Here is an 18,885-nt window from a genome sequence, read left to right as displayed (position 1 = left end):
GTCAGTAAACCTCTCGAATTTGAAGTATGTAGCAAATATACTCAGCGCTGTTAACGACTGGACTGGCTGGATCTGTTTGTGATGATGAAGTGGCTTAAGCGTCTGTTTTGGTTGATGCTCTTGATGTTCGCTCTGGGGGTCGCCGCTGTAGCGGCATTTTATTTTCATCTGGAAAAGGATCTGCCGGATGTCTCCTCTCTCAAGGATGCCAGCCTTGAAACCCCGATGAGGGTCTACAGCCGTGATGGCAAGCTCATCGCCGAATTCGGTGAAATCCGACGGATCCCCCTTCAATATGACGAGATCCCAGAGCAGTTGCGCCACGCCTTCCTTGCCATAGAGGACTCGCGCTTTTACGAGCATCCGGGCATTGACCTCATTGGTATTACTCGCGCCTTTGTCGTCTGGATGACCACAGGTCAGATGAGACAGGGCGCCAGCACCATCACTCAGCAGGTGGCCCGCAACTTCTTCTTAAGCCGAGAAAAAACCCTGCTTCGTAAGGTCAAGGAAGTGTTCTTGGCTTGGCGTATTGAACAGGAATTGAGTAAAAACGAGATCCTCGCCCTGTATCTCAATAAGATCCCCCTGGGTTACCGAAGCTATGGTATTGGGGCCGCCGCACAAGTGTACTATGGCAAAGAGGTCAAGGATCTGACCCTCGGCCAGATGGCGGTCTTGGCCGGCTTGCCCAAGGCCCCTTCCATGCTCAATCCTATTCGCTCCCCCCAACGGGCGCTGGCCAGACGAAATCTGGTACTGCAGCGGATGTTGCAACTGGGCATGATCGATCAGGCACAGCATGATGCCGCCGCCGCAGAGCCCATCAAGACACGCTATCACGGTGCTGAGGTCCAGCTGGATGCCCCTTACCTGGCGGAAATGGTACGCAGCCAGATGGTCGAGCAATACGGCGATCAAGCCTACATTCAGGGACTCAACATCTACACCACGGTCACAGCCACACGGCAACAGGCCGCCAACGACGCCTTGTTTAAGGGGCTACTGGATTACGATCAACGGCATGGCTACCGAGGCCCAGCAAAGAGTCTCTGGGCCAAGGGAGCGACTCCGTGGAGCAACGAGCAGATATTTGCTCATCTTGACGAAGTGGGCAGCATAGACCCCTTTGAACCAGGCGTTGTCGTAAAGGTTGGTGAGCGCTATGTGGATGTGCTGCTTAAGGGCGGGCTAGAGGCCCGTATTGAGTGGGAGGGGCTGTCCTGGGCGCGGCCCTTCATCTCTGACAGCCGGCAGGGCGCCGCCCCGCGTAAGGCCGCAGATATATTGAGAACAGGGGATCAAATCTGGGTCTGGCCGGAAACAGAATCCAAGCTTTGTCTTGTACAGATCCCAGATGCTAATGCCGCCCTGATTGCCTTGGATCCCATTGACGGCGCCGTAGAGGCCATCTCCGGCGGTTTCAGCTTCCAGGTCAGTAAATTCAACCGGGCCCTGCAGGCCCGCCGCCAAGTGGGTTCGAACATCAAACCCTTCCTCTACTCCACGGCCTTGGATCACGGCTTTACCCTGGCCTCCATCATCAACGATGCCCCCATCAATCAATGGGATGCTGGTAGTGGCAAGGCTTGGCAACCCAAAAACTCCCCGCCCATCTACGATGGCCCCATCAGCCTACGGGAGGCCCTGGCCAAGTCAAAGAACGTGGTCTCCGTTCGTCTGCTGCGCAGCATTGGTATCGATACCTTTCACGAGCGCTTGCAAGCGCTGGGTTTCCCCGCCAGCAGCCTGCAACGAAACGAGTCCATCTCCCTGGGCTCGGTGGAGTTTACCCCCATGGAGCTGGTGTCTGGCTACGCCATTCTGGCCAATGGCGGCTTTAAAGTAGCCCCCTATTTCATCGACCGGATAGAGGATGCTCAAGGTCAACGGCTGTTTGAGGCCACTCCGCAATCCGCTTGCCGTGGTTGTGGTCAACTGGCGCAACGCAGCCTGAATAGTGCCCAAGCCTATCTGGATGAACCCGCCAACTGGCAAGCCAGTTGCCCTATAGACCCGACGCTCACCCCAGCGCCTCAGATCATCAGTGAAGCCAACTCAGCGCTGATCACCGAAGCCATGCATTCGGCCATCTACGGCGGAAGCGATCGCGGCCTGGGCGGATGGTTGGGCACCGGCTGGCGTGCCGCCAAGGCGCTGCAACGCCCCGATCTGGCTGGCAAGACCGGCACAACGAATGAGTCCAAGGATGCCTGGTTCTCAGGGTTTGCCCCCGAGGTGGTTGCCACCGCCTGGATTGGTTTTGACGATCACAGGCGCAAGCTCGGTCGAACCGCGCAAGGTGGCGAGTTCGGTGCCAGCGCGGCACAACCGATCTGGATCGAATTCATGAAACAGGCCCTCCAAGGTGTGCCCGTGCAGTTACCGCCAAAACCCGAAGAGGTCATCACGGTACGCATTGACAAGGCCACCGGTTATCTGAGTCAACGAGAGGATGCCAGCAGTCGGAATGAATTCTTCCAAAAGGGGACCGAACCCAAGCAGCTGGCCCCTCAGGAGGGGGTACTATTCGGCCATGGGGAGAATACTGATGCCCCGGCGGATGATAACAGCGCGGAAGACATATTCTGATCCAGAGGCCCGAGTGATATCGGGCCTCTTCGTTACAGGCCCAGCTACGTCCAGGCCAAACAGCCACATTTTTCTGACAACAACTGCACCGTGGATTACACCAAGCCACACCTGAATGAAACCCTCCCCATCTTCTTCTGCTTCCAGTTCAAGCCGGAGAAGACCGCCGACACCACCCACGCCGGCACTCTGGAGGTCAGCCTGAAGATGCCCTCGGAAGGCGTAACCCTGACCTCTCGCTCCATTCCTGTGATCGACTAATCATCCACCCTCAAGCAAACGGCCCGCATCGCGGGCCGTTTTTCTTGGCATCAACAAGGCTTAACCGGCCGATGTCAGCATACCGCCCCGATACCGCCCTGGCTTATGATTCATGGTCAGCACCAGGTTGAGCAGTACGGCAGCGATAATCGACAGGCCCAAGGCCCACCAGGAGACCAGCAGCGCCGAGCCCAGCACTATGCTGCAATCGAGCCCCATCTGCACCTTGCCGGCCCGCAGGCCGAAGCGCTCCTGCAACCAGAGCGCCAGAATGTTAAAGCCCCCGAGACTGGCCTGATGACGAAACAGGATAAGCAGCCCCACCCCAATCAGACAGCCGCCGGTCAACGCGCAATACAGCGGTGCCGCCACACTCACTTGCAACCACTGATGCAGGGCATTGCTGATCAGCGACACCAGACCGATGGCCAGGAAGGTACGCAAGGCGAAGCGCCAGCCCAGGCGCCAGAACGCCAGCGCGTAGAACGGCAGGTTCAGCACGAAGAAGATGAGGCCAAACGAAAAGGGCAGCAAGTGGGTCAGCACCAGGGCCAGGCCGACGGTACCACCGCTGACCAGACCGGCCTGATTGAGAAAAAACACCCCCAGGGCCGCCAGACTTGCGCCTGTCAGCAGCGCCAAGCCATCTTCCAGCAGGGAATGGCGAGCATCCATGACAACTACTCCAAATTGTGGATCCGGCGGCGATGCTAGCCAGTCCAGGGCCTCAGACCAAGCCGGCGCTCTGCCATGATGCGCCGGCTGGCGTAAAGCAAACGCACCACGACCACCAAAAATGGTGCAGCCGGCACAGCTTCTGACCAAGACATGGCGGCGCCATTCCCCACCGCCAACGGATGGTTTAAAATCACGGCCAATCATTGACCAGATAACGGACTCTTATGGCTCAGTTTATCTACACCATGAACCGGGTCGGCAAGGTGGTGCCGCCCAAGCGTCATATTCTCAAGAACATCTCTCTCTCCTTCTTCCCCGGCGCCAAGATTGGTGTCCTGGGTTTGAACGGTGCCGGTAAGTCCACCCTGCTGCGTATCATGGCGGGCATCGACACCGACATCGAAGGGGAAGCCCGCCCGCAACCGGGGATCAAGATCGGCTACCTGCCCCAGGAGCCCAAGCTGGACCCGGAGCAGACGGTGCGTGCCGCCGTGGAGGAAGCCATGAGCGTGGTGGTGCAGGCCATGGCCCGACTGGATGCCGTCTACGCCGCCTATGCCGATCCGGAGGCCGACTTCGACAAGCTGGCCAAGGAGCAGGGTGAGCTGGAAGCCATCATCCAGGCCCACGACGGCCACAACCTGGAAAACCAGCTGGAGCGCGCCGCCGACGCCCTGCGCCTGCCGCCCTGGGATGCCCAGATCAAACACCTCTCCGGCGGGGAACGCCGCCGGGTCGCCCTGTGCCGCCTGCTGCTGGAAAAGCCAGACATGCTGCTGCTGGACGAACCCACCAACCACCTGGATGCCGAGTCCGTGGCCTGGCTGGAGCGCTTCCTGCACGACTACGAAGGCACAGTGGTGGCCATCACCCACGACCGTTACTTCCTCGACAACGTAGCCGGCTGGATCCTGGAGCTGGACCGCGGCGAGGGGATCCCCTGGGAGGGCAACTACTCCTCCTGGCTGGAGCAAAAAGATGCCCGTCTGGCTCAGGAAGCCAGCTCGGAGGCCGCCCGCCGCAAGTCCATTGAGAAGGAACTGGAGTGGGTTCGGCAAAATCCCAAGGGACGCCAGGCCAAGTCCAAGGCGCGGATGGCCCGCTTTGAGGAGCTCAATACCGCCGATTACCAGAAGCGCAACGAGACCAACGAACTGTTTATCCCGCCGGGACCCCGTTTGGGCGACAAGGTGGTGGAGGTGGCGAACCTGCGCAAGTCTTATGGCGATCGCGTGCTGATCGACGATCTCTCCTTCGCCATCCCCAAGGGCGCCATCGTCGGTATCATTGGTCCCAACGGCGCGGGCAAGTCCACCCTGTTCCGCCTGCTCAGTGGCCAGGAACAAGCCGATAGCGGCCACATCACCCTGGGCGATACGGTACAGCTGGCGTCGGTGGATCAGTTCCGCGACAAGATGGACGACAAGAAGACGGTGTTCGAAGAGGTGGCCAACGGCCAGGATATCCTCAAGATCGGCAACTTCGAGATCCCCAGCCGCGCCTATATCGGCCGCTTCAACTTCAAGGGGTCGGATCAACAGAAGCGGGTCGGTGAGCTCTCCGGTGGTGAGCGCGGTCGTCTGCACCTGGCCAAGCTGCTGCAAACTGGCGGCAACCTGCTGCTGCTGGACGAACCCACCAACGATCTGGACGTGGAAACCCTGCGCGCTCTGGAAAACGCCCTGCTGGAGTTCCCCGGCTGCGCCATGGTGATCTCCCACGACCGCTGGTTCCTCGACCGCATCGCCACCCACATCCTGGACTACCAGGACGAGGGCAAGATCGAATTCTTCGAAGGTAACTTCACCGAATACGAAGAGTGGAAGAAGAAGACCTACGGCGCCGAAGCCATCCAGCCCAAGCGGGCCAAGTACAAGCGCATCGCCAAGTAAGCATGACGGGACCCTAGGGTCCCGTTTTTTCTGCCGCCTTTTTGCCTATCCTCCCTATCCCCCATCGCCCGTAGTCGCAATTTCCAGCCCGTCAACCCCAGTCATTTATTCGATAAATAGACCAGAACACAGGCCACATTTTTTGTAATAAACGGCAAAGACTGTCCACACTTTGAGCACCACATGGAGTCTATTAGGGACGATAACGCATGAACACAATCCAAGGTGCCCCCCTCTTCCGCCCTTCCCGACTCTGCCTACTCCTCTTGGGAAGCCTGCTGGCCGCCTGTGGCGGTGGGGATGGCACCTCCATCGACGATCTCATCTCGGACAACACGGATAACGTAACCACCAGCGGCTACCAGCTCAGCCTCACCCTGAGCACCTGCGAGGATCTGGCCGATTTAGCCACCTGTACCCAGAGCAGCCACCTGCCGGTGGATCAAACCAGCCTGGCCATGGCCACCCTTACCGATGCGCAAGGCCGCGCCGTGGCCGATGCCATCATCAGTGCCAGCACCACGGAAGGCACCATTCAACCCACCAGCTCACGACTGACCGACAGCGCAGGCCAGGTGCGTTTCCTGCTCAGTGCCTCGCCGACCCTGGCTCAACAAACCGGCACCTTTACCGTTAGTTCGACCCTGGATGGCGACACCATAACCGCCAGCAAAAACTACGAGTTTGGCATCAGCAACCTGCAACTGAGCCTGAGCACAGATCAGACGGTGCTGGCGCCGGGCAGCGTTGCTGTCTTGACCGCCAGCGTCAGTCTGGCGGGTGAGGCCTACACCAATCCGGTAGAGATCAACTTCAGCTCCAGCTGTGCCAGTAATGGCCGGGCCACCCTGGATAGCCAGGTCACCACCCAGCAAGGACAGGCCATCGCCACCTACAAGGGGATTACGGATGCCTATGCCTGCGGTGGCCAAGACACCATCATTGCCAGCCTGGCAGGTACCACGGCACTGGCCCAGGTCACCATCACCAACCAGACGGCCGCCGTCCGTTCCATCACAGCCGCGACGCCCGAGCCCGAGCTGATCTACCTGCGGGGCACCGGCAAGGACGAGGCCGCCACCATCACCTTCACCCTCAAGGATGCCCAGAACAAGCCGGTCAGCGGTCAACAGCTGGACTTCGGCTTCGGCAGTGTGGCCGAGGGCAACGCCAACTATCAGGACTATGTGCTGACCCCCAGCCAAGCCACCACGGATCTCAACGGCCAGGCCAGTGTCACCGTCAATGCCGGCAGCATCCCGGTGCCATTGCGGGTCATCGCCACCCTGCATGAAGACAGTGACATCCGGACCGCCTCCAGCCAGATCGGCGTGGGTATCGGCTACCCCGATGACAACAGCGTCTCCTTCGCCGCCGATCGCTACAATCTGGACGGTGCCGCTTACGACGGCCGCGAGGCTCAGATCAGCATTCGTCTGGCGGATCGCTTCAACAATCCGGTACCGGATGGCACCAAGGTCTACCTCACCACCGAAGGGGGCAGCGTCAAGGGGATACTGGGTGACTGGTCGACCCAACCGGATGACACCCCCGGCACCTGCTATGCCCAGGATGGCCTGTGCCGCGCCGTGCTGGTCACCCAGGATCCCAGGCCCAAGGATGGCCGTGTGACCGTCACCGCCTATGTGGAAGGGGAGGAGAGCTTCTGGGATTACAATGGCAACGGCCTGTTCGACAAGGACGACTTGGCCGCCGTCGGCGTGCCGAACGACGCCTACTCCTGGGAGGTGCCCCATTACCTGCGGCCCTACCTGGATGTGGACGAAGTCTTTATGAACTACAACCTGGACGATGATGCGTCAGCGGGGGCCGATGAAGACGGCTACCGGGTCAATGTGGATGGCTTTATGGATCTCAACGCCAACGGGGTGCGGGATGCGGAGGGGGATGAGCAATACACGGGGCTGCTCTGCATCCAGGACACTATAGACCGTGGCTTCTGCCGCCGCGATCTGGTCAGCCTGTATCGCAATGCGGAGTTTGTCTTTAGCGGGCTCACCAGCACCGCCGCCGGCCATGGGGATCTGGCGCTGCAGGTCTATGATAGAGGCACGACAACATGGCGCTCACTTCGCTCGGATGTTGCACCGGACTTGACATCAAATATTGTCGTGGACTTGACGGGTGCCAATCCAACACCTCAATACATCCGTATATTGCCCGTTTTCGTACCGCAGGATGGCAGTTCCAATCCGGTTCCCGATAGCCTGGGAGATAGTACTAACTTCGGTGATTTATCCCGTGCCTTTATTGAAGATCATCTCTCACTAAACGGCCTCAATCCCATACCAGCAGACAGTGTCATAACTATATCCAACGATAATGGTGGATCTGTCAAAGCGGCTAGCCTCGATTTTGGCAACTGCAGCCAGGACTATGCCTCACCCTACCCTTCCACTACCCGCCCCATGTTTATCTGCCTGGTGATCTCGCCGGAAAGCTCGCCCAATAGCAGGACGACGGGAACACTTGAGATCCGCGTCACCACCCCCGGTGAACCTAATGGCGGTGCAGACAGTATTGCCCGCTCGATAACCGTGGTGGACAACGGCTAATCTCCCCACACGACAACGGGACCTCAGGGTCCCGTTGGTTTTCGCCTCTAACGACGTTAAGGGCGTCCTGTGGTGCACCCTGCATAAAAAAGCAAAGCCGACCCACTGGTCGGCTTTGCTTTCGTTGGCATGGGGGGTATCCCTGCCTGTCTTGGCCTGCGGTCTCCGGGTTAGAGACCAGGTTGCGGTGGGGCGAACTGCCGGGTTGGCAGGGTGCCGGCCAGTCGTCGGGTTGGACGCTGGCCTGTGCCACAGAACGTAGATACAGAATAACCTCGACTTGGGAGTGAGTGGTTGCAAAGTTACCGCCATCTCGGCATCATCTCGCAACGAATCGCCCTTATTTTAAAGTTTCAAGCAATCACTCACCCAGGAGAAGACGCTTGCTGAAATTGGATCGTACCGATCGCCGCATCCTCACCCTGCTGCAGGAGCATGGCGAGCTGAGCAACCTGGAGCTGGCCGAACGCATCGGCCTCTCCCCCTCCCCCTGCTCCCGCCGGGTCAAGGCGCTGGAAGAAGCCGGCCTCATCCGCGGGCGGGTCACCCTGCTCAATCCCGATGCCCTGAACCTCAAGCTTACCGCCTATATCCACGTGACGGTGGACAAGCACACCCCAGAGCAGTTGGCCACCTTCAGCGAAGCCATCCGCCAGATCCCCGAGGTGCTCGAGTGTGCCCTGATCACCGGCAACGACGCCGACTACCAGCTCACCGTCATGGTGCCGGACATGGACCACTACCAGGCCTTCTTGCTGGGCAAGCTGACCCGGATCCCCGGGGTGCGCGGCGTGCGGTCCAGTTTCGTGCTGCAGCAGATCAAGCAGCAGACCGCCCTGCCGCTGGATCATCTGGAGGGGGCATGAGCCAGACCGACGGACGCTTTGCCCATCCCCAGGTGGGCATAGGCGTGATACTGGTGAACCCGCAAGGTCAGGTGCTGCTGGGGCGGCGCAAGAACAGCCACGCGCCCTACTGGTCCATCCCCGGCGGCCACCTGGAGCTGGGGGAGACCTTCGAGGCCTGCGCCAGCCGCGAGGTGGCCGAGGAGACCGGCATCCAGATAAATGCCCCCAGGGTGATCTCGGTGAGCAACAACCTGGCCACCTATGCCGAGTCCGGCCGCCACTATATCTCGGTGATCCTGCTGGCCGAGGGCATCACCCAGGCGCCACGGCTGATGGAGCCGGACAAGTGCGCAGGCTGGCACTGGTGCGATCCCAAATGCCCCCCACAACCTCACTTTGACGCCAGTGCCCAGGCGCTGGCCTGCTGGCAGCAGGGGCAACCCTACCTGCCGCCCCGTCTGACGGAGAATTCATGACAGCCACACAGGACATCCGCTCCCTGACCCAATGGCAGGATGAGCTGGAACGCTATCTGGAGCAACACCACCAAGCCGACGACGGCGCCCACGACATCGCCCACTTTCGCCGGGTCTGGCGCACCGCCCGGGCCCTCAACGCCGCCGAGGGGCACCAGGCCGACGAGCGGGTACTGCTGGCCGCCGCCTACCTGCACGACATCATCAGCCTGCCGAAGAACCACCCGGAGCGGCACCTGAGCTCCCGCCTAGCGGCCCGGGAGGCCGAGCGCATCCTGGCCGAGCTGAGCTTTCCCGCCAGCCTGTTGCCGGCGGTCAGCCACGCCATCGAGGCCCACAGCTTCTCCGCCAACCTGCCGGCCCAGAGCCTGGAGGCCAAGCTCATTCAGGACGCCGATCGCATGGAGGCCCTGGGGGCCATCGGCCTGGCCCGGGTGTTCTACACCTCGGGGCGCATGGGCCGGGATCTGTTCGACCCGTATGATCCCTTGGCCGAGCGCCGGCCATTGGACGACCTGCAGTACGCCCTGGATCACTTCTTCGTCAAACTCTACAAGGTGGCGGACAGCATGCAGACCGAGGCCGGCCGCCAACTGGCCCGCCAGCGCCGTCGCTATCTGGAAGAGTATGTAGAACAGCTGCTCGGTGAGCTCTGAGCCGGGCAGGCGGAGAAAAGCTTAGCGGGGCGACGTAAAAAACCGATTGCCCCGCCAGGCTGAGTGTTACCAACTCCGTTTGAAGCCCTTTTGTGCCAAACGTTTATCACCCGATGGCAACTGGCTCAGCCGGCACAAAAACATGGCCTAATGTCACAAAAATCGGCTAAAATATGCGCCCTCAATCTTGAGGGGGCATTAGCGGGCATTTTGGCAAAGTTGCCTAGGCACTCGGACATCCCGGGCCACTTGGGCATCCCGAGTCAACTTTGCGAAATACCCATGAACCTGCCTTTGAAAGGAACACCTGAGATGGAAAACACTCGACCGATCCGCCGCGCCCTGCTGAGCGTCTCAGACAAGACCGGCATTGTGGAGTTTGCCCGCGCCCTGCAGACCCGTGGCGTTGAACTGCTCTCCACCGGCGGAACCGCTCGCCTGCTGGCCGATGCTGGCCTGCCGGTAACCGAAGTCTCCGATTACACCGGCTTTCCCGAGATGATGGATGGCCGCGTCAAGACCCTGCACCCCAAGGTTCATGGCGGCATCCTGGGCCGTCGCGGCACCGATGACGGCATCATGAGCCAGCATGGCATCAGCCCCATCGATCTGGTGGCCGTCAACCTCTATCCCTTCGCCGCCACCGTGGCCAAGCCGGATTGCTCACTGGAAGACGCCATCGAGAACATCGACATCGGCGGCCCCACCATGGTGCGCTCCGCGGCCAAGAACCACAAAGACGTCACCATAGTGGTCAACGCCCGGGATTATGATCGGGTGATCGCCGAGATGGACGCCAACGCCAACTCCCTGACCTATGCCACCCGCTTCGATCTGGCCATCGCCGCCTTCGAGCACACCGCCGCCTACGACGGCATGATCGCCAACTACTTCGGCACCAAGGTGCCCAGCTACGGCGTGCAGGACGACGCCAGCGAGGGCTCCAAGTTCCCCCGCACCATCAACTTCCAGTTCATCAAGAAGCAGGACATGCGCTACGGCGAGAACAGCCACCAGGGCGCCGCCTTCTATGTGGAAGCCGATGTGCAGGAGGCCTCCGTCGCCACCGCCACCCAGCTGCAGGGCAAGGCCCTCTCCTACAACAACATCGCCGATACCGATGCGGCGCTGGAGTGCGTGAAGGAGTTCATCGAGCCGGCCTGCGTCATCGTCAAGCACGCCAACCCCTGCGGTGTGGCCCTGGGTGACGACATACTGCAAGCCTACGATCGCGCCTACGCCACCGACCCCACCTCCGCGTTTGGTGGCATCATCGCCTTCAACCGCGAGCTGGATGGTGCCACCGCCGAGGCCATCGTCAGCCGCCAGTTCGTCGAGGTGATCATAGCCCCCGCCGTGTCCGAGGAGGCCAGGGCCGCCGTGGCCAAAAAGGCCAATGTACGCCTGCTGGAGTGCGGCTTCTGGACCAACAAGACCCAGGGCGTGGATCTCAAGCGGGTCAATGGCGGCCTGCTGGTGCAGGATCGGGATCAGGGCATGGTCGGCCTGCATGATCTCAAGGTGGTGAGCAAGCGCCAACCCACCGAGAAGGAGCTCGAAGAGCTGCTGTTCTGCTGGAAAGTCGGCAAGTTCGTCAAGTCCAACGCCATCGTCTACACCAAGAACGGCCAGACCATCGGCATCGGTGCCGGTCAGATGAGCCGGGTGTATTCGGCCAAGATCGCCGGTATCAAGGCCGCCGATGAAGGGCTGGAGGTGCAGGGCTCCTGCATGGCCTCCGACGCCTTCTTCCCGTTCCGTGATGGCATCGACGCCGCCGCCGAAGCCGGCATCCGCTGCGTCATCCAGCCCGGCGGCTCCATGCGCGATCAGGAAGTGATCGACGCGGCCGACGAGCACGGCATGGTGATGGTGTTCACCGGCATGCGCCACTTCCGCCACTAAGGCACCCGGGGCTGTCAGCAGGCAGCCCCACGTTTTTGCAGCCCAAGCATTTACAGCCGAAGCCCACGGCTTCGACAAGAGGACCACAGCATGAAAGTACTGGTGATCGGTAACGGCGGCCGCGAGCACGCCCTGGCCTGGAAGGCCGCGCAATCCCCCCTGGTGAGCCAGGTATTCGTCGCCCCGGGCAACCCCGGCAGCGCCCGCGAAGCCAAGGTGCAGAACGTGGCCATCGGTGCCACCGACCTGCCGGCCCTGGTGGCCTTCGCCCAGGCCGAGCAGATTGGTCTGACCATTGTCGGCCCCGAAGCGCCGCTGGTCATCGGGGTGGTGGACGCCTTCCGCGCCGCCGGTCTCACCATTTTCGGGCCGACCCAGGCCGCCGCCCAGCTGGAAGGCTCCAAGGCCTTCACCAAGGACTTCCTGGCCCGTCATGCCATCCCCACCGCCGAGTACCAGAACTTCACCGAGGTGGAGCCGGCCCTGGCCTACCTGCGTGAGAAAGGCGCCCCCATCGTGGTCAAGGCCGACGGTCTGGCCGCCGGCAAGGGCGTCATCGTCGCCATGACCCTGGCAGAAGCCGAAGAGGCGGTGCGGGACATGCTCTCCGGCAACGCCTTCGGCGATGCCGGCAGCCGGGTGGTGATCGAGGAGTTCCTCGATGGTGAGGAAGCCTCCTTCATCGTCATGGTGGATGGCGAACACGTGCTGCCCATGGCCACCAGCCAGGATCACAAGCGGGTCGGCGACGGCGACACAGGCCCCAACACCGGCGGCATGGGCGCCTACTCCCCCGCCCCCGTGGTGACCGACGAGATCCACGCCCGCATCATGGAACGGGTGATCTATCCGACCGTGCGCGGCATGGCGGCCGAAGGCAACGTCTACACCGGCTTCCTGTATGCGGGCCTGATGATCGATGCCGCCGGCAACCCCAAGGTCATCGAGTTCAACTGCCGCTTCGGCGATCCGGAAACCCAGCCCATCATGCTGCGCATGCGCTCCGATCTGGTGGAACTGTGCCTGGCGGCCTGCGCCGGCGAGCTGGATAAGAAAGAAGCCGTCTACGACAGCCGTGCCGCCGTCGGCGTGGTGCTGGCCGCCGCCAACTATCCCGGCGAGCCCCAGCAGGGCGACGTGATCCGCGGCCTCGACGCCGGCAACAATGTCGACGTCAAGCTGTTCCAGGCCGGTACCGCCCAACAGGGTGACGAGGTGGTCACCGCCGGTGGCCGGGTGCTGTGTGCCACCGCCCTGGGCCATACGGTACTGGAAGCCCAGCAGCAGGCCTATGAACTGGCCAAGCAGGTCAGCTGGGAGGGGATGTTTTATCGTACCGATATCGGCTATCGGGCCATCGCCCGGGAACAGGGCAAATAAGCTCCATATGAAGCAAAACAGGCAGCCTGCGGGCTGCCTGTTTTATTAGGTGGCCCGACAAGCTTTGACGGTGCGACCATTTTGCGCTTCAATGCGCGCCATGAAAGCAGGCATACCCTGCTTGCCGCAGCCCGGTGGCCTACCGGGCCCACCAAGAAGATCCGCCCATGAACCAAGTTCAACCCAACAACCCCCTGCACGGCATCACCCTCGAGGTCATGCTCACCGCCCTGCTGGCCCGCTATGGCTGGAGCGGTCTGGCCGAGCGCATCCCGCTCAACTGCTTCAGCCACGATCCCAGCGTCAAGTCCAGCCTGACCTTCCTGCGCAAGACCGGCTGGGCCAAGCAGAAGGTGGAACGGCTCTACCTGGCCAGCGAACGGCTCCAGGCGGAAGAAGAGGGTGACGAGGTGACCGCGGCCCCCAAGATGAGCGGCACCCTGGCCAAACCGGCCGGCCTGCGCAGCCGACCCAAGGCCAGCGCGCGGGACGACCAGCGGCCCCGCAAGCCCCGCGCCGAGGGTGAGCGTCCGGCCCGTCGCTTCGACAGAGATGGTGAACGCCCCGCCCGCCGCTTCGAGCAGGATGGCGAGCGTCGTGGTCCCCGTCCGCAAGGCGAGCGCCCGGCCCGTCGCTTCGAGCAGGATGGTGAACGTCCGACCCGCCGTTTCGAGCAGGATGGTGAGCGCCGTGGTCCGCGTCCGCAGGGTGAACGCCCGGCCCGTCGCTTCGAGCAGGATGGTGAACGCCGTGGTCCGCGTACGCAGGGTGAACGTCCGGCCCGTCGTTTCGAGCAGGATGGTGAACGCCGCGGTCCGCGTCCGCAGGGTGAACGCCCGGCCCGTCGCTTCGAGCAGGATGGTGAACGCCGTGGTCCACGTCCGCAGGGTGAGCGCCCCGCCCGTCGTTTCGAGCAGGACGGTGAACGCCGCGGTCCGCGTCCGCAGGGTGAACGTCCGGCCCGCCGCTTCGAGCAGGATGGTGAACGGCCAGCCCGTCGTTTCGAGCAGGACGGCGAGCGCCGCAGTCCCCGTCCGCAGGGCGAGCGCCCGGCCCGTCGTTTCGAGCAGGATGGTGAACGCCGCAGTCCCCGTCCGCAAGGCGAGCGCCCGGCCCGTCGCTTCGAGCAGGATGGCGAGCGCCGTGGTCCGCGTCCGCAGGGTGAACGTCCGGCCCGCCGCTTCGAGCAGGATGGCGAACGCCGCCAGCCCAAACCCCATCGCAAGGGTAACGGCGCACCGCGCGCCGAGGGTGCTCAAGCGGCCGGCGGCACCTCGCCCTGGGGCCGCGGCAAAGCCGCAGGCAAGGGAGAAGAGTAAGGCATGGCCATCACCATCACTTACAGCTACCGGGGGCAGGCGCGCAGCCTGCCCTACGCCAACGACAAGTACCACGACATCTACGAAGCCCTGGCCAAAGCCGAAGGGGTGGACCTGTCCGCCTTCTTGGCCATGGAGCACCAGCTCCGCGCCCTGACTCGGGACAAGCAGGCCCTCAAGGATTACCGGGAGAAGGAGTTCGCCCGCTTAGGGTTTGCCGACATCCAGGTCACCCGCGAACCCTAACGTCGCTCCGCCAGCGCCAGATCGCCGGTGGCATAGGCGCAGCAGGGCAGCACCTCGCCCTTGGACTCCAGGTGTTTGGCCAGCTCGGTGGCCGGCTGGTGCGTCACGCTGCCGGAGAGCAAGGGCCGCCGGCAGCGACCACAGAAGCCGCTGCGACAGCTGTAGGGCCAATCCAGCCCGGCGTCCTCCAACTGATCCAGCAGGGTGGCATCGCCCCGCACGGTCAGCTGAGTCTCCCCCACCGTCACCCGATGCCGTCCGCTGGCCGGTGGCGCATCGGCCACCACCAGGCGCGGCTTGGGGGCATAGACGGGGGCAGCCTGAGTCTCCAACACCTCCACCGCATCCCCCAACTGGATCCAGCCTTCGTTGAGCGGCTGCAGGTTCTGCCCGAAATAGATCTCGCCATCCGCCCCCATGCGATAGGTGGCCAGGGTCGCCAGCGGCTCCTTGAGGGGATGATACTCACCGCGCTGGGCATCCAGGGTAGTCATGACACAGCGGCTGCAAGGCTTGGCCACCAAAAACTCCACCTCCCCCACCCGGATGCGGCGCCAGCCATCCTCGGCAAAGGGGGCACCGCCGCGAAACACCAGATTGGGCCGGAACTGACTCATCCGCTGCGGCTCGGCCATGCGGCCGTTGAGGTCACTCAGCGCCGCCTCGCCGATGAGTAGCAGGGGATACCCGTCGGCAAAGCTCACCCGCTGACCCAACTTGGCCCGGTAGCGTTCGGAACGTTGCCCAACCCAGAGCAAGTGTACCGGCTCCCCCAGCAGGCGACTGAACCAGTCGTCGTAATCCGGATGGGTGGTCCAGGCCACGAAGCTGTCCTGCCAGACCTGGGTCTGGAACGCCTGGCCGACAAAGCGCTCGCTGAGGATGCCGATGGCCGGCAGGCCGGGGGCCTGCAGCCGCAACCCCACCGGCAGCAGTTCCACACTGACTGTTTGCAGCTGGGGATGGGTGCGGGCGGTGACGAAGCTGCCATCGGGTTTGACCACCATGAAGCGGCGGTCCCCCTGCAACCCCTCCTCCCCCACCCAGACCCGAGGTTGCGCCACGGCCAGGCAGGATTTGATGGGATACAGGGTCAGGCCGCTGACAACGGCGTGGGTCGAGGTCATAGGCAGGTTCCTGGTCAGGCCATCTGCGGATGGAGGATGAAGCGCTCCAGCACATGAGCCACTCCGTCCTCGGCATGGGAGTGGGTGACGAAGTCCGCCATGGCCTTGAGCTCGTCCACCGCATTGCCCATGGCGACCCCCAGACCGGCAAACTCCAGCATGTGGGCATCGTTGCCGCCGTCGCCGACGCAGATCACCTGCTCGGCCCCCAGCCCCAGGTGTCGGGCCAGCAGCGCCACCCCCTCGCCCTTGTTGCAGCTGGGATGCAGGAACTCGAGGAAATACGGGGTGCTCTGCACCACGGTAAAACGCTCGTAGACCCATTGCGGCAGGGCGGCGATGGCCGCCGCCAGCAGCGCAGGCTCATCCACCATCATCACCTTGATGACGGTGTCGTCCTCGTCCAGGCCGGCAAAGTCCATCACCAAGAGATCAATGCCATTGTGCTCCTGCTCCAGGCGGGTGTAATGACTGGACTCCGGAGTCACCAGCCCAAGGCGTTCGGTGAAGGCGTGGCAATGGACTCCCAGCACGCGGGCGAGGGCCTGCAGATCCCGGGCATCCTGGGCACTGAGTCCCTGGGCATGCAGCACGGCACCGTTGCCCACCTGCTGGATGAGGGCACCGTTGAAGCTCAGTACATAGTCCTGCAGGCCGGTCATCTCCAGCTCGTCCAGGGCCCAGCGCATGCCGGCCAGTGGGCGGCCGGAGGCCAGCACCACTGTGACGCCGCGGGCGCGGGCGGCGGCGATGGCCGCGCGATTGGCCGCCGAAATCTCGCCCGCCGGATCCAGCAAGGTGCCGTCCATATCCAGTGCAACCAGTTTGTACATCGTCTCTCCTCGGGGCTTGCCCCACCTCAGGTAGCCAATAATCTGTCCATCTTGACCTATTTGAGGTAAGAGCGCAGCACCTTGATCAGCTCATCACCGGCCTGGGGCTCATCCCCATCTGCAAGCGGTTGCATATGTTCCCGGATATGGCCCTCGATCACCTGGCCCATCAGGCCATTCACAGCCCCTCGCACGGCGCTGATCTGCTGCAGGATGGGATAACAGCCTGCTTCCTCCTCCAGGGCCCGTTCCAGGGCGTCAATCTGGCCCCGCAGCCGGCGTACCCGGTTGAGCAGGGCCTTTTTTTCTTTCAGGGTATGGCTCATCGCTTGCTCTCTTATACTGGGGGGGAGTATGTTTGCTACAAGATAACTGCCGGAGCCTCATCATGTCATCCCCCCAACTGCGTTGTAATCAGGCGGCCGCCTTCCACCGCGCCAACCAGGGCGCCGAGCGCAAGGTCGCCTGGGTGGTGGCGCTCACCCTGGTGACCATGATGGTCGAAATCCTGGCCGGTTGGCAATTTCACTCCATGGCCCTGCTGGCGGATGGCTGGCACATGAGCACCCATGCCCTGGCCATGGGCATCGCCCTGCTGGCCTATCGGCTGGCACGACAGTTTGCCGGTGACCCGCGCTTTGCCTTCGGCACCTGGAAGATAGAGATACTGGGAGCCTACACCAGCGCCCTGCTGCTGGCGGTGGTGGCCCTGTCCATGTTCTGGGAGTCCTTCTGGCGGCTGCTGGATCCGGGGCAGATCAACTACCGCGACTCCATGCTGGTGGCGGTGCTGGGGCTGGGGGTCAACCTGCTGAGCGCCTGGTTGCTGGGGGACGATCACCACCATGGTCCCGGCCATCATCATGGTCACGATCATGACCACGACCACGACCACGACCACGACCACGACCACGACCACGACCACGACCACGACCACGAGCATGGGGCCCATGCCCATGAAGGTACAGGGGAACCGGTGCGGGATCTGAACAAGCACGCCGCCTATATCCACGTGCTGACCGATGCCGCCACCTCTGTGCTGGCCATACTGGCCCTGGCGGGGGGAATGCTGTGGGGTGCCGCCTGGCTGGATCCCCTGATGGGCTTTGTCGGCGGCGCCTTGATCCTGGTGTGGGCCTGGCGTCTGCTCAAAGAAACCGGGCAGATCCTCATCGATCTGCAGGGCGGTCAGCTCAGTCATCAGATCCAGCATGCCGCCGAGGATCTGGCTCTCGAGCTGTCCGAGTTACATGTCTGGCGGATAGGTGAAGGGCGTTACGCCGCCATCATAGGGCTGGCCCAGGACGATGCGGCGGCCATCGGGCGCCTGCGCCAGGCCCTGGTACGGCTGCCGAGCCTGGCACACCTGACCATAGAGCATCCAGCCCGTTGACTCAGGCCAGCAGGGCTGCCACCCGCGGCAGCCCCAGCAGCTCGGCAAAATCCGTGATGATGTGGGTCGCCGACACTGCGTGACCCTGCTTGTGCAGATCGAACCAGCAGGTCTCCATGCCCGCCGCCGCGGCACCGGCCACGTCGGTCAGCGGATTGTCCCCCACCATCAGCACGTCCCCCACCGGGCAGTTCGCCATCTGCTCGCCGGCGATGGCGAAGATCCGCGGATCCGGCTTGTTGACCCCCAGCTCCTCCGACACCAGCAGAAAATCAAAACAGCCGTCCAGGCCGCTCTTGGCCAGCCGCGCCCGTTGAATGTCGCCAAAGCCATTGGTGACTATGCCCAGCCCCACCTTGCCTTGCAGCTGCGCCAGGGTGCTGACCACGCCGTCCAGCGGCGCGCTGTAATCCAGGATGGCGGCAAAGAAGCGCTGGTTCAGTTCCCAGGGAGTGACACCGGCCAGGGGCGCCAGCTGGCTGAAGCGCTCGAACTGCAGGGTCTTGGCGTCGATCTGCCCGGCGTTGAACTGCTGCCAGAGTCCCTGATTGAGCTGCTGATAGTCCGCCAACAGCTCGGGGGTCAGCTGCACCTCGTAGTGCGCCAGGGTAGTCTCCAGCGCCCGGGGAGCCGGGAAATCAAACAGGGTGTCGTCCAGATCGAACAGGATCCAACGGTAGGCCATGGGCATCTCCTTACAGCA

The 18,885-nt window shown here is 62.7% G+C and carries 16 protein-coding genes and 1 pseudogene; 12 read left to right on the top strand and 5 right to left on the bottom strand.

Annotated features, from left to right (window positions below; translation table 11 throughout):
* Nucleotides 1-81 precede the first annotated feature (81 nt).
* Nucleotides 82-2,592, top strand: a complete 2,511-nt coding sequence (locus ABD847_RS09685; protein WP_345012415.1) for a penicillin-binding protein 1A — start codon at nt 82-84, stop codon at nt 2,590-2,592.
* Nucleotides 2,593-2,682: 90 nt separating this feature from the next.
* On the top strand, nt 2,683-2,853 hold the full coding sequence (locus ABD847_RS09680) for a hypothetical protein (protein WP_345012412.1): 171 nt from the start codon (nt 2,683-2,685) through the stop codon (nt 2,851-2,853).
* Nucleotides 2,854-2,913: 60 nt separating this feature from the next.
* Here ABD847_RS09680 and ABD847_RS09675 read toward each other — a convergent pair whose 3' ends face one another.
* Entirely contained in the window at nt 2,914-3,528 is a 615-nt protein-coding gene (locus ABD847_RS09675) for a YitT family protein (protein WP_345012410.1), read from the bottom strand.
* Between the two features lie 227 nt (nt 3,529-3,755).
* On the opposite strand from ABD847_RS09675, the gene ettA reads away from it, so the two are divergent.
* The 9 genes and pseudogenes from ettA to ABD847_RS09630 all read left to right on the top strand — a co-directional run bounded on the left by ettA (nt 3,756) and on the right by ABD847_RS09630 (nt 14,829).
* Nucleotides 3,756-5,423 carry an energy-dependent translational throttle protein EttA gene (gene ettA / locus ABD847_RS09670; protein WP_345012408.1) on the top strand — a complete coding sequence of 556 codons (1,668 nt, stop codon included), beginning with the start codon at nt 3,756-3,758 and terminating at the stop codon, nt 5,421-5,423.
* 209 nt (nt 5,424-5,632) lie between these two features.
* Nucleotides 5,633-7,999, top strand: a complete 2,367-nt coding sequence (locus ABD847_RS09665) for an Ig-like domain-containing protein (protein ID WP_345012406.1) — start codon at nt 5,633-5,635, stop codon at nt 7,997-7,999.
* 383 nt (nt 8,000-8,382) lie between these two features.
* Nucleotides 8,383-8,865: an Lrp/AsnC family transcriptional regulator gene (locus tag ABD847_RS09660; RefSeq protein ID WP_345012404.1), complete on the top strand. Its 483-nt coding sequence runs from the start codon at nt 8,383-8,385 to the stop codon at nt 8,863-8,865.
* Nucleotides 8,862-9,323 carry a nucleotide triphosphate diphosphatase NUDT15 gene (locus ABD847_RS09655; protein WP_345012402.1) on the top strand — a complete coding sequence of 154 codons (462 nt, stop codon included), beginning with the start codon at nt 8,862-8,864 and terminating at the stop codon, nt 9,321-9,323. Before ABD847_RS09660 ends, ABD847_RS09655 begins: the two co-directional genes overlap by 4 nt.
* A complete protein-coding gene (locus tag ABD847_RS09650; protein ID WP_345012400.1) occupies nt 9,320-9,979 on the top strand; it encodes a phosphohydrolase in 660 nt (219 codons plus the stop codon). Before ABD847_RS09655 ends, ABD847_RS09650 begins: the two co-directional genes overlap by 4 nt.
* 312 nt (nt 9,980-10,291) lie before the next feature.
* Nucleotides 10,292-11,884 (top strand): bifunctional phosphoribosylaminoimidazolecarboxamide formyltransferase/IMP cyclohydrolase, encoded by a 1,593-nt coding sequence (gene purH / locus ABD847_RS09645; RefSeq protein ID WP_345012398.1) that lies wholly within the window; start codon nt 10,292-10,294, stop codon nt 11,882-11,884.
* 90 nt (nt 11,885-11,974) lie between these two features.
* Complete coding sequence (gene purD / locus ABD847_RS09640; protein WP_345012396.1) at nt 11,975-13,264, top strand: phosphoribosylamine--glycine ligase; 1,290 nt, start codon at nt 11,975-11,977, stop codon at nt 13,262-13,264.
* Between the two features lie 167 nt (nt 13,265-13,431).
* Nucleotides 13,432-13,659, top strand: a pseudogene (locus ABD847_RS09635) (VF530 family protein); the annotation flags it as partial.
* Between the two features lie 927 nt (nt 13,660-14,586).
* A complete protein-coding gene (locus tag ABD847_RS09630) occupies nt 14,587-14,829 on the top strand; it encodes a DUF2960 domain-containing protein (protein ID WP_345012394.1) in 243 nt (80 codons plus the stop codon).
* Here the strand turns inward: ABD847_RS09630 and ABD847_RS09625 are convergent.
* From ABD847_RS09625 to ABD847_RS09615, 3 genes are read right to left on the bottom strand one after another with little or no spacing between them, the layout of a single operon-like run.
* Complete coding sequence (locus ABD847_RS09625) at nt 14,826-15,956, bottom strand: YcbX family protein (protein ID WP_345012392.1); 1,131 nt, start codon at nt 15,954-15,956, stop codon at nt 14,826-14,828. The two genes, ABD847_RS09630 and ABD847_RS09625, sit on opposite strands and share 4 nt — an antisense overlap.
* A 14-nt stretch (nt 15,957-15,970) precedes the next feature.
* Nucleotides 15,971-16,789 (bottom strand): sugar-phosphatase, encoded by an 819-nt coding sequence (yidA, locus tag ABD847_RS09620; protein WP_345012390.1) that lies wholly within the window; start codon nt 16,787-16,789, stop codon nt 15,971-15,973.
* A gap of 56 nt (nt 16,790-16,845) precedes the next feature.
* Complete coding sequence (locus tag ABD847_RS09615) at nt 16,846-17,115, bottom strand: metal/formaldehyde-sensitive transcriptional repressor (protein WP_345012387.1); 270 nt, start codon at nt 17,113-17,115, stop codon at nt 16,846-16,848.
* Between the two features lie 62 nt (nt 17,116-17,177).
* On the opposite strand from ABD847_RS09615, the gene dmeF reads away from it, so the two are divergent.
* On the top strand, nt 17,178-18,182 hold the full coding sequence (gene dmeF / locus ABD847_RS09610; RefSeq protein ID WP_345012385.1) for a CDF family Co(II)/Ni(II) efflux transporter DmeF: 1,005 nt from the start codon (nt 17,178-17,180) through the stop codon (nt 18,180-18,182).
* Nucleotide 18,183: 1 nt separating this feature from the next.
* Here the strand turns inward: dmeF and yjjG are convergent, their stop codons facing one another.
* On the bottom strand, nt 18,184-18,867 hold the full coding sequence (gene yjjG / locus ABD847_RS09605) for a pyrimidine 5'-nucleotidase (RefSeq protein ID WP_345012383.1): 684 nt from the start codon (nt 18,865-18,867) through the stop codon (nt 18,184-18,186).
* Between the last annotated feature and the right edge of the window lie 18 nt (nt 18,868-18,885).

Source organism: Pseudaeromonas paramecii, from assembly GCF_039540575.1.
GTDB lineage: Bacteria > Pseudomonadota > Gammaproteobacteria > Enterobacterales > Aeromonadaceae > Pseudaeromonas > Pseudaeromonas paramecii.
The sequence above is the reverse complement of the archived record's forward strand: the minus strand, read 5'-3'. Positions and strand labels throughout refer to the sequence as shown.